Origin of the sequence: Streptomyces sp. NPDC059456 (genome assembly GCF_042750055.1) — a bacterium.
Lineage (GTDB): Bacteria > Actinomycetota > Actinomycetes > Streptomycetales > Streptomycetaceae > Streptomyces.
The window spans coordinates 16,848-28,087 of sequence record NZ_JBHYVA010000025.1 but is presented as its reverse complement, the minus strand read 5'-3'; the positions used below and the strand labels follow the sequence as shown (position 1 = coordinate 28,087).

Below are 11,240 nucleotides of genomic sequence, written 5' to 3'. Positions count from 1 at the left end.
GATATCAAAACAATAATTTTCGACGGCTGCGTCATATGTTTATAAGATACAGGGTCAGCCCCGGGCCGGGGCCGCCTTCCCGGCCGAAGCCGCCGAGAAGCGGCCGACCTTGTCCAGCACGTCGGCGTCGTACAGCCGCAGGGCCTGCTGGAGCGCGAACTCGGCCATGTAGGCACGGAACTGGTCGACCGGCTCCTCGGCCAGGTTGAGCATGCGCCGGTTCGCGAGGACGGCCGTGCCGCGAAGCCGCTCCGCGCTTTCGGCCACGGCCGCGTCCAGCGCGGCCGGCTCGTGCACCTCGTCGACCAGCAGCCGGGCCGCTGGCTCGCTCGCGTGCACGCGCCGCCCCTCCAGGATGACCTGCCGGGCCAGCCGCGGCCCGACCGAACGCGTCAGCCGGAAGTTCGCCACGCCCGGGATGATGCCCTCCTGCGCGGCGGGCAGGCTCACATAGGCGTCCGACGCGGCGATGACGTGGTCGAAGAGCAGGAGCAGCTGGGCGCCGCCGCCGATGGCGAAACCGTCCACGACGGCGACCCAGGGCTTGTCGACGGTGCTCCGCCGCCAGTCCGCGGCTCCTTCCGGCCGCACACCCCGGATCAGCTTGTGCAGGTAGCCCAGCTCGCGGCGCAGCAGGAAGTCCACGAGCGAGATGCCGCCGCCGTGCAGCGCCTTGAGGTTGATGCCGGCGCTGAACACCCGCCGACCGCGGTAGCGGGGATGCGACATGACGCCGCCGCGCAGCACGCCCACCTCGGTGGCCGGGTCCAGGAGGACCAGGTCGACAGCCGTCTCCATGTCGTCGACCTGCCGGTCGTCCTCCGCGTTCAGGGAGTCCTCGCGACACATGGTCAGATGGGTGACCGCACCGCGGCGCTCCGCCGTCACGGACGGCAACCGGACCGTTCCGGTACGGGTGAACTCCGGCAGCAGCGCGAGCGCCGAGGGAGTGGGCCGGAGCATCGCGTCGAGCAGGTGGGCCCCGGCCGTGGGGGAGCGCAGCACACGGCTGAAGAAGATCCCCTGGTCGATCTCGTGGCCCTCTTTGTGCGACTGGGCCCGCCTGCGCTCGGCGGCCAGCTGCTCCGCGGTCGGCACGAGTCCGGGAAAGCGCGCCTCGGCCTCCCGGACCAGCTCGGCGATCCGCAGGTGACGGGACCGGTGATCCGTGAGCTCGTCGTACACCGCCTCCGCGTGCGCGTCCATGAACGCCGCACGCAGGGCCCTGGCGGCGTCGACCGCAGCGGCGGCTTCGGCGCGCTGCTGCGGCGACCGGTCCGCCGGCTCGCCGAGGTCGTCGAGCAGGGCCGAGGTGGCCGCGGCCACGCGTGCCAGCGCGCGCCGCGCCGCGTCCGGATCCGCAGGAAGGGCAGCCGCGGCCACGTCTGCGGCGGGCGGGCGCGCCGGAACGTGGTCGACGGTCATACGGCCGCCCCGGGAGCCGCCGCCTGCAGCAAAGCCCGGTCGCATGCGGCCAGATGGGCGCCCAGTGCCTCTTCGAAACCGGTCGTCGCGGCGTCGAAGAGCAGCTGGCGCCGGATGGCCAGCTCGGATCCCCGCACGGAGGCGATCGACGCGACGGCCGCCGCCAGTGCCGCCTCGACGTCGTCCGCCACTGCGTCGACCAACTGGAGGGCCACGGCCTCCTGCGCACCGATCGCGGTGCCGAAGAGGACGGCACGGCGGACGGCGGCGGCACCGGCGTGGGACCTGCCGAGCCGGTACAGCGTCATGCCCGGCCAGGTCGTCCCGTTCTCGACCGGCATCACCAGGCTCGCGGCGCCGTCGGCGATGCGCCGGTCCGCGCACAGCAGGAGGTCGAGCGCGAGACCACCGCACGGCCCTGCGGCCGTCGCGAACGTCGCCACCGGCAGGCGTTCGAGCCGGCGCAGCGCCCGCTCCCACTTGCTCACCAGGGAGACCGTCACCCCGTCGGCCTGCGGAACCGCGGGGACGCCCGAAAGGCGCAGGGTCAGGTGGCCGGCGGTGCGCCCGTCCTCGGCATCGTCGCAGGCCGCGTTGACGGCGGCGACGGCGGCGGAGGACAAGGACCGGCGGCCGTCGACGGTCAGGGTCGCGGTGGCGGCGTCGTACACCGCGGAGGTCGTGCCTGTTTCGGTCATGGTTTCCTTCACCTGCTCCTCATTCACCATTGAACGAGCGCCGTCTCGATGGTGGAGCCCGGGCCCATCGTCATCAGGACGCCGTACTCGCCGGGTGCGGCCACGCCTTCCGCGAGCAGCCGCTCGTAGGAGAACAGGAACGAGCCGCTGGAGAGATTGCCGTAGTCGCGCAGGACCCCGGTCGTGTGCCGCACGTCGTGGCGTGTGAGACCCAGGTTGATCCGTACCGCGTCGATGACCTTCTTGCCGCCGGAGTGCACCAGCCAGTGGCGGATGTCGGAACGACGCAGGCCGGCCGGGGCCAGCAGCCGATCGACGACCCGCTCCGCGTGCGCACCCACGACGTAGGGCACCTGCGGGTCCAGGTAGAAGCTGAACTTGCCCTGCTCGTCGCTCCAGTCGTACCGCATGGCGTCGATCGCGTCGGTGATGAGGTGGCTGGAGAAGCCCAGGATCCGCGGCCCGTGGAACCCGCGGTGCGCGCCGACGGGCGGCGGGGGCTGCGACGGATCGGCGACCAGGGCGATGGCGGCGGCGCCGTCCCCGAAGAGGCTGTTGACGACGGCGGTCCGCATCGTGCCGTCGATGACGTACGCGGCGGAGCAGGCCTCCACGCACAACATGACGGCCACCCGGCCCGGATGCGCCGTGGCCCAACCAGCCGTTGCCTGAAGGGCGTTGAGGCCCGCGTTGCAGCCCATGCCCACGACGTCCACTCGGCTCGTCTGCGGGCGCAGCCCCAGGGAGCGGATCAGCAGGGCGCTCAGGCCGGGAGTCAGGAAGCCCGTGGTGGTCGTCACGCACAGGTAGTCGATGTCGTGCGGGTCGATGCCGGTGTCGGCCAGACACTTGCGGATCGCGGCGGCCCCCATGTCGAGGGCGAGCTTCTTGTGCTTGTCGAGGAGTTCGCCCTGCACCTCGGAGCGGAGCGCGCCGTGCCGGTCGCGCGGAGGCAGGGAGAGGAAGCGTCTTTCGATGGCGCTGTTGAGGAAGACGGACCGCACCTTGGGGTCCGATATCTCGAACAGGTCGAGGATTTCCTGCTGGGTGTACGACGTCCCCGAAACGGCGGTCGCGACGCCCGCGATCCGCGGGGCGGTCAGTGCCGGGCCGGGGGAGGGTATCGGCGGTTCCAGTGGTTCGGCGTACCAGGGGCTCATCGCGGTGGTCATCGGAAGGTCCACCCCCACATACGCGGCTTGCTGCGTATCAGTGCCAGTGTGTTCAGCAACGTGTCTGTTTCCTTGTGGGCTGTGACGGGTCCTGGGCAGCGGTCTCATCCCTGATGAAACGTGCCAGACGCCCGACCCCGTCGGTGATCTCGGACTGGGTCAGGTAGCTGATGGACAGACGGATGCTGTTGGCTCCGCCGCCCTGGGGATAGAAGTAGGACATGGGCGTCCAGATGACGCCGAACTCCTCCGCCGAACGTTCCAGCGCGGCATTGTCCGCGGGGAACGGGACGTCGACGGTCAGGAAGAACCCGCCCGTGGGCCGGTTCCAGCTCACCCCGAGTGCCGCGCGCTCCTCCTCGGGGAAGACCTCGTCCAGTTCCCGCAGGATGGCCTGCATCGCGTCGCCGTAGTAGCGCGAGGTCTCGACGTTGATGTCGGCGGTGCGGCCGTCGGCCGCCAGCAGCATCCCGCCCACGGCCGCCTGGCCGAGTGCGGACGTGTTCACCGACACCATGCTCTTGATCTTGGTGATCTCGTCCACCAGCAGACCGGTGGTGCCGTCCCGGTCGACGACGACCTGGTCCGCGACGGCGAAACCCACCCGTGCGCCCGGGAAGAGCGTCTTGGAGTAGGAACCGAGGTGCACGACGCGGCGGTCGCGGTCGAGGGACTTGAGCGTGGGGGCCTGCCGGCCCGGGCTGACCATCCGGTACGGGCTGTCCTCCAGCAGGAGGAAGTCCTCCCGGGCCGCGAGTTCGAGGAGCCCCCTGCGTGCTTCCACGGAGAGGGTGACACCGGACGGATTCGAATGGTCGGGCACTACGTAGAGCGCCCGCGGGCGGCGCCCCCGGGCCCGCTCGGCCCGGATCGCGGCCACGACGTCGTCGCAGTGCAGGCCGTCGGCCCGCTCCTCCACGGGAGTGAGGGCGATGTCGAGCAGCCGTGCGGCTCCGGTGATGCCCACGTAGCAGGGGCTCGCCACCAGGAGCACGTCGTCGCGGCTCGCCATGAGGGCGCGCAGGGTCAGGAGCATGGCTTCCTGACAGCCGACCGTGACGACGATGGCCTCGGGCGGAACGTCGATGTCCTCGTCCTTGCGGAGGGAGTCGGCGATCAGTTCCCGGATCTGGCCGTGGGTCGGTCCGTACTGGAACACCGCATCGCGTATCTCGTTGGGCGTGTACCCGGTCTTCGCCAGGTGGTCCAGGTAGCGCCGGATGTGCGCGAAGACCATTTCTGTGTCGAAGAAACCGTCGTACGGGCGGCCGGGAGCGAAGGAGACCGCCTCCGGGTAGCGATGCGTGATCCCGTTGAGGAAGTTCATCGTGTCGAGAACCGGATCGGAGAGGCTGGCGTGCAGCTCCTCCTTTAACAGATGGTTGGCTGCCACGCAGGCACCTCCCGCAGGCAGACCCTGGATCGGCCGCCCGCCTGTGATCTCGTAGGAACAAGATTTTTTCGCAGGCTACCAGCAGGTCAACTCGTGGCATAGAGCCTTCTGATCATGGTGGAGCGCCGATCGCGCGGATCGCGCCCTGCGGGTCCGCTCCGCGGGACGACCTCCGCGCGGTGTCCTCAACTCGTTTATTCCGTGTGGCACTTGGGGTCGTGGCTGCCCCGCCGGGTGCACATCGGGCAGGCCGGCGGCAGCCGTGAGCCGGTCAAGACCGGCGCGCAACTCCGTCGAGTTCGATCAGGACCTGCTCGGGGTCCCGCCCGGGGCCGCCGGGCCGGCCGACGCCACCCACACGTCCCTCCCGGCCACCGTGCGCGGCGTCCCTCGCCCGAACGGGGTGACCCGGCAGGCAGAATTGGATCAATGGCCACGCGGTGTGCCGACGTCCGAAGGAGTACATGTGGAGCAGCCCGTCACCCTCCCCTTCCCGCTCGACCCGGCAGCCGACCCCGCGGCCGAAGCGGACGAGCTCCTCGCACGGGGTTGCCCCGTCCGGCACGTGCTGCTCCCCGGGGCGGTGCCCGCCGTGGCCGCCCTCGACCACGAGACCGCGAAAGCGGTGATGGGGCACCCGAAGCTGACCAAGGACCCGGCCCACTGGCCCGCCCTGACGGACGGCCGGATACCCGACGACTGGGAACTCATCCCCCTCGTGCAGGGCGCCGGGATGCTGCACGCGGGCGGTGAGGCGCACACGAGACTACGAGGGCTCGTCAGCTCCGCGTTCCGACGTGCGTCCGTCGAATCCTGGAGACCCCGGATCCAGGACATCGCGACCACGTTGCTCGATCAGCTCGAGAGCGCCGCTGCACGTGGTCCGGTCGACCTGCGCCAGGAATTCGCGTGGCAGCTGCCGCTGACCGTCGTCTGCGAGCTGCTCGGCGTACCGGCGTCGGCGATCGCCAGGCTGCGCGGGGCGTTCGACCGATTGGTGACACCCGATCCGCTGGACGCGAGCGGGCAGGGGATCCTGGATGCACAGGCGGCGATCGCCGACGAGCTCACCCAGCTGATCGCACTGAAGCGCACCGCCCCCGGAGCCGACCTCGCCACGGAACTGATCACGGCGCGCGACGCGGACGACGGAACCCTCACCGATGCGGAACTCCTCCAGACGATGTTCCTGCTGCTGATCGCCGGCCAGGAGACGACCGTCCTCCTGATCACCGGCACCGTTCACAGCCTCCTGAGCGACCCGGAACAGCTCGATGCCGTTCGCGCAGGTGCTGTCGGCTGGAGCGACGTCGTGGAAGAGGGACTGCGCCATTCCTCACCGGTGCGCTACGCACTCATGCGCTACGCCACCGAGGACATCGAGATCGGCGGTACGGAGATACGCAGGGGGGAGGCGGTGATCGCGGCGCTCTTCGCGGCCGGCCGGGATGGCGCAGTGCACGAGAACGCCCACCGCTTCGACCTCGGTCGCCCGACCCGCCAGCACCTGGCGTTCGGTCACGGCGCGCACTACTGTCTCGGCGCGACCCTGGCCAAACTCGAAGCGGAGGTGGCTCTCGAGGCGCTGTTCGCCCGCTTCCCGCACATCGGTCTCGCCGGGGACGACTTCCCCTCCATGCGGTCCATCGCGCTCCAGGGCCTGGAGGCGCTGCCGGTCCGTCTCGGTCCCGCCGGCAGGTGACGCGCGGCAGGTGACGTCCGGCAGGTGACGTCCGGTCAGGAAGCCCGGACCGCGGCGCACGCCGCCGCCCGGCCCGGGCTTCCTGCCGTCCGGCGGCTGTTAGCGGCGGCCGGAGAGCAGGCGGCGCCACCAGGGCAGCCGCGTCACAGGGCCGGCGCCGGCGGCCGAAGCCGGCCACGGCGTCCCCGGCTGCCCGGGGGTCGCCGGCCGGCCGGTCACGCCCGCGGAGGCCATGCCGGCGGAGGTCGCGTCGGCCCCGTCGGCGGAGCTCCGCCGCTGGGCCCGGCGGGGAGCGAATGCGACAGGCAGGTTGTCCAGGCGGCTGGAGATCAGCGAGGTGGTCACGCGCAGCTCGTCCTCACCGCCGACCAGCTGGATGTCGGGCAGCTTCGCCAGCAGCGTGTCGATGCCCGTGTCCGCGATCGCGCGGCCGATGTCCTCGCCCGGGCATTCGTGCGGCCCGCTGCTGAACGCGAGGTGCGACCGGTTGCCGTGCACGGGCTTGCTCAGGTCGGGGCGGATGTCGGGGTCGACGTTTCCGGCGGCCAGGTCCAGGATCACCATGTCGCCCGCCCGGATCTCCTGCGTCCCGAGCCGGGTGTCGGCCGTCGCCCAGCGGGTCGGGACCCGGGCGAGCGGAGGGGCGTCCCAGAATACCTGGTCGAGTGCGTCCGGCAGGGTCATGGAACCCCCGGACAGGCTCGCACGGAAGCGATGGTCGGTCAGGACCATCCTCAACGTGTTGGCGATCAGGTTGCAGGTGTTCTCGATGGCCGCCACCAGGGCGTGCCGCAGGTGCTCCATCACCTCGGCGTCGGACAGCTCCGACTCGTGGCTCAGCAGCCAGCTCGCGAAGTCGTCGCCGGGGCTTTGCTTCTTGTGCTCGACCAGATCGGTGAGCACGCCGACGACGAAGTTGTTGCTCTCCAGTGCGGTGGGGGTTCCCTTGACCATGTCCCGCACGGCCGCACCCACGGCGAGCGCGTCCGCCTCCGGCACCCCGTAGATGCGTGCCACCACCAGAGCCGGCAGCTTCTCGGAGAAATCGGCCACGAGGTCGGCGTTGCCGTTCGCGGCGAACCGGCTGATCAGCTGCTCGGTGTAGCGCACGACGTAGCTGCGGATCCCGCGGCGGCGGAACCGGCCCAGGCTGTCCGTGATCGCCGAGCGCAGCCTCGCATGCTCACTGCCGTCGGCGAAGACCAGCAGCGGCTGCCATGCGGTCACGGGCAGCAGCGGGGAATCCGGGCCGAGCTTGACGGTCCATATGCGCGAGTCGTTCGAGAAGAGCTTGGAGTTGCGCATGACCTCCAGATTCTCACGGTGCCCCAGCACCAGCCACGCCGGAACGTCGCCCTGCAGGAGGACGGGCGCCACCGGACCGTGCTCCTTGCGAAGGGCCTGGTACATGGCGTAGTGCGAGCCCTCCGCGTCCGGGCCGTACAGCCGCTGCACACCGGCCGTCCCGGCCGCGCCCGCCGCGTGCGCGGGACAGCCGGGAGGGGGGAGCGGCACGGGCGAAGCGGCGGGTGCGTCTTGGTAGGGGGTGGTCACGAGTCCTCCGAAAGGCACGATGAGAGAACGAACGGATGGGCATCAGGTCAAGCCACCGCCGGGCCGGGCCCGGGTCGGGCCGGATCGGCGGTGCCGCTGTCTGGTGACCGGGCAGCCCCCATCGCCGAATTGACGGGCCGTCGGGCCGGCCGTCTCATCGGCGCCCGCCGGGTCAGCAGTACCGCCACGTCCGTGAGGTGTGCCTCACGGGAGGAATGACGTCACAGCAGCGACACGCAGCATAACGGGGGGTGGTGTACGCGCAGAACGGCGGTCGTGCCATCAACTCCGGGACGGTCGGTACGGATTGGACCGTGGATGCCCCCATTGGCGACGCGCCGGCACCCGCGGGCCCGCCACCCCGCCGAACCCCCGGCGGAACGCTGTGGTGCAGTTGTCGCACGTACACCCGGTTGGAGGAACCCAGAGTGACAGATGTTCAGTTGCGGGCCGTGCCGCGCGCACCAGGGGCGATACCGGTGCTGGGGCACGCCCTGCGCCTGTGGCGCGACCCGTTCGGCTTCCTCACCTCCCTGCGGCAGCACGGCGACCTGGTCCGCGTGGACCTGGGGACGATGCCGATGTACGTCGCGACCTCGGCGTCCCTGGTGCGTGAGGTGACGGTGACCAAGGCCCGGGATTTCGAGAAGGGCCGCTTCTTCGACCGGCTGCGGCCCCTGGCCGGGAACGGCCTGGCGAATTCCGACGGTGAGATCCATCGGAAGCACCGTCACCTGATCCAGCCGATGTTCTCCAAGGAGCGCATCGCGGCCTACTCCGCCACCATGAGTGACAACGCGCAGTCCCTGGCCGAGTCCTGGCGGCCGGGACAGGAGGTCGACCTGGAACAGGTGATGGCCGAGTACGCCATCGAGACCCTGGCGTCGACGCTGTTCTCGGCGGACATCGGCCTGCCGGCCGTGGAGGCCGTCCGCAGGAATCTCCCCGTCCTGCTGAAGAACCTGCTGGTACGGGCGGCCTCGCCCAAGTTCCTGGACCGCATCCCCATCCGCGCCAACCGCGATTTCGACGAGGCGTCGGCGAACCTTCGCCAGGTGATCGACGAGGTCATCCTCACGGCCCGCCGCTCGGGACACGCCGAACGCGACGACCTCCTGTCGCTGCTGTTGCGCGCCCAGGACACCGAGAGCGGCCAACGCCTCTCGGACGTCGAGGTGCGGGACGAGCTCAGCACCATCCTCTTCGCGGGCGCCGAGACGACCGCGGCGACACTCGCCTGGACCTTCCACGAGCTGGCCGCCCACCCCGAGGTCGAAGAGCAGGTGGTGGCGGAGATCCGGGACGTCGTGGGCGACCGACCCGTCGGCATTGCGGACGTACCCCGGCTCGCCTGCCTGCGGCGGGTCATCGACGAGGTGATCCGGCTGCACGGCGTGACCCTGCTCATGCGCCGGAACACGGTCCCCGTCGAGCTGGGAGGGTTCACGCTGCCGGCCGGGACGGAGGTCGCCTTCAGCCTCTACGCCATCCACCGGGACCCCGGCCTCTACGAGAACCCCGAAGCCTTCGACCCCGACCGCTGGCTGCCGCACCGGCAGGCCGAGGCCGGACTCGGGCGCGAGGCCTACGTCCCGTTCGGCGCGGGCAACCGCAAATGCATCGGCGACGGCTTCGTCTGGGCCGAAGCGACGATCGCGATCGCGACCGTGCTCTCCCGGTGGCAGCTGCGGCCGGTTGCGGGACACGAGCCCAGGGAAGTGGCATCCGCGGTGGCACGCGCCGACTGCATCCGCATGACCGTGCAACCCCGCCGGGGCTGACCCGCCGACCGGCGGTATCGGGCGCCCGCCGCGTGCCTTTCCGGTTCCGAAGGCCGACCGGGTTCACGAGGCGGGCTTCGACTCGGGGGTGGTTCGAACGGCCGGGCGCTAGGCGCTCTGCACGGCCATCTCGGGCGAGAGCCGGGCTTCGCAGGACGGAAGGAGCTCCCACCACCAGTCGACGGCGGCTATGCCGAGGGGCTCGTGGCGGTCATCGGTCGGCACGTCGCAGAACGCGGAGGGGTTGCCGGCCGGGCATTCGGGGGAGCTGTACCGAAGCGAGCTGATTCCCCAATCCTGTGCACCACGAATGAAACACGCCAGACTGTCCAGATATCGGCGGAGCTGTGGACTGCCCTCGCGGGCAAGGGCGGAACTCAGCCGCATGAACAAGCACATCACGCGGTCTCTTTGGGAAATCGCGATGCGCAGGGCCTGATCGGCGCTGTGACCCTGTTCCTCCAGCACGCGGAGCGCATTCACATAATAGTTCAGCCCGTTTCGTTCCTTGTGGTGCGAGAAGATGTCGTTGTCCCAGGTGATGATGAAGGACGCCATTTCACCGATGGCTCGCACCGATGTGTGGTCCCGCTCGTACGGCTGGAGCTCGTATCCGCCACCCATCTCCAGCATGGGGAACACGACCGAAGTGGCACCCGAATAGAGCCGCATGAGCGTGTAGTCGTTGAGATCGGGTACCGTGCCCGACCCCCGGTGGGACGCCTCCCAGACGACGGAGAGGAAGTACTCCCTCAGGGAGTCCACCCAGCGTGCGGCCTGCCCTGCCGTCCCATGGCTGCACACCCGGTACCGAAGGTCGCGGAGCCCGGCGGCGAGCGGGTCGTCCAGCAGCATCGGGGCATCCGGATTCTGGGCGACGCGCAGGAGCCGTGAAAGCACGCCGGCCAGCTCTCCCGGGCGTTGCCCGAGTTCGCCTTCCTCGCAGTGCCCGTCGTCGACGCCGAACAGCCAGAAGACGAAGTCCGCGAGGAGGGAAACCGATCCCTGACCCGCCGAGGGAAGGATCCTCGCCGCAAATGTGCCGATGTCCTGCCTTACGAGCCGGCCCCGCAACTCCTCAGACCCGATGCGAAACGTTTCAGCCCACGCCGCCGTCTGAACATCGATCTCCGCATGAGCGGGATGGATCTCAGGCTGGATGGGCGAAAATATCGGCGGAACCAGCAGGTCAGGCCCCATCGGCCCCCCTCTCAAAATGGTGCAGGCCCACCGGTCCCGGTCCGGGACCGAACCCCGCACCGGACGTCACCTGCACTTCCCAGTGATCGACTATGGCGCATAGTAGGCAGTCTTCCGGATCGATCCAATAGGACAATCCCCCGCGATCGGTGCCTGGTCAGGGGCGGCCCGTACGCGGAACGGTCCAGCCGGTGAAATGCCGCCGCGAACCGGGCGCACCCTCGTGGGGTCCGTTCGATGAGGCCTTCGCGGGCGCCCGCGGCCGAGTCGGGGCGGGGCGCCCGCGGGGGCGGGCGGGGGCGGCGCGCGGGGGCG

Annotated in this window: 8 protein-coding genes; 2 read left to right on the top strand and 6 right to left on the bottom strand. The window is 70.3% G+C overall.

The genetic code is table 11. From position 1 onward, the window contains the following. Positions 1-54: 54 nt before the first annotated feature. Genes dpgC through ACFXA3_RS04470 form a run of 4 tightly spaced genes read right to left on the bottom strand, consistent with a single transcriptional unit; the run spans position 55 to position 4,688 of the window. Positions 55-1,425, bottom strand: a complete 1,371-nt coding sequence (dpgC, locus tag ACFXA3_RS04485; RefSeq protein ID WP_385181808.1) for a (3,5-dihydroxyphenyl)acetyl-CoA 1,2-dioxygenase DpgC — start codon at positions 1,423-1,425, stop codon at positions 55-57. Further along, the gene (gene dpgB / locus ACFXA3_RS04480) at positions 1,422-2,123 is read right to left on the bottom strand and encodes an enoyl-CoA-hydratase DpgB (RefSeq protein ID WP_385181805.1); all 702 of its coding nucleotides are present in this window, start codon (positions 2,121-2,123) and stop codon (positions 1,422-1,424) included. Before dpgB ends, dpgC begins: the two co-directional genes overlap by 4 nt. Before the next feature lie 23 nt (positions 2,124-2,146). Further along, the gene (gene dpgA, locus ACFXA3_RS04475; RefSeq protein ID WP_385181802.1) at positions 2,147-3,295 is read right to left on the bottom strand and encodes a 3,5-dihydroxyphenylacetyl-CoA synthase DpgA; all 1,149 of its coding nucleotides are present in this window, start codon (positions 3,293-3,295) and stop codon (positions 2,147-2,149) included. 52 nt (positions 3,296-3,347) lie between these two features. Next, complete coding sequence (locus ACFXA3_RS04470; RefSeq protein WP_385181800.1) at positions 3,348-4,688, bottom strand: PLP-dependent aminotransferase family protein; 1,341 nt, start codon at positions 4,686-4,688, stop codon at positions 3,348-3,350. A 466-nt stretch (positions 4,689-5,154) separates the two neighbouring features. Here ACFXA3_RS04470 and ACFXA3_RS04465 point away from each other — a divergent pair, with 466 nt between their 5' ends. After that, complete coding sequence (locus ACFXA3_RS04465; RefSeq protein WP_385181798.1) at positions 5,155-6,390, top strand: cytochrome P450; 1,236 nt, start codon at positions 5,155-5,157, stop codon at positions 6,388-6,390. Between the two features lie 99 nt (positions 6,391-6,489). On the opposite strand, the gene ACFXA3_RS04460 is transcribed toward ACFXA3_RS04465, so the two are convergent. Beyond that, positions 6,490-7,905: a cytochrome P450 gene (locus ACFXA3_RS04460; RefSeq protein WP_385181796.1), complete on the bottom strand. Its 1,416-nt coding sequence runs from the start codon at positions 7,903-7,905 to the stop codon at positions 6,490-6,492. Between the two features lie 467 nt (positions 7,906-8,372). On the opposite strand from ACFXA3_RS04460, the gene ACFXA3_RS04455 reads away from it, so the two are divergent. After that, positions 8,373-9,725 carry a cytochrome P450 gene (locus tag ACFXA3_RS04455; RefSeq protein ID WP_385181794.1) on the top strand — a complete coding sequence of 451 codons (1,353 nt, stop codon included), beginning with the start codon at positions 8,373-8,375 and terminating at the stop codon, positions 9,723-9,725. A 108-nt stretch (positions 9,726-9,833) separates the two neighbouring features. On the opposite strand, the gene ACFXA3_RS04450 is transcribed toward ACFXA3_RS04455, so the two are convergent. After that, a complete protein-coding gene (locus tag ACFXA3_RS04450; RefSeq protein WP_385181791.1) occupies positions 9,834-10,925 on the bottom strand; it encodes a selina-4(15),7(11)-diene synthase in 1,092 nt (363 codons plus the stop codon). Between the last annotated feature and the right edge of the window lie 315 nt (positions 10,926-11,240).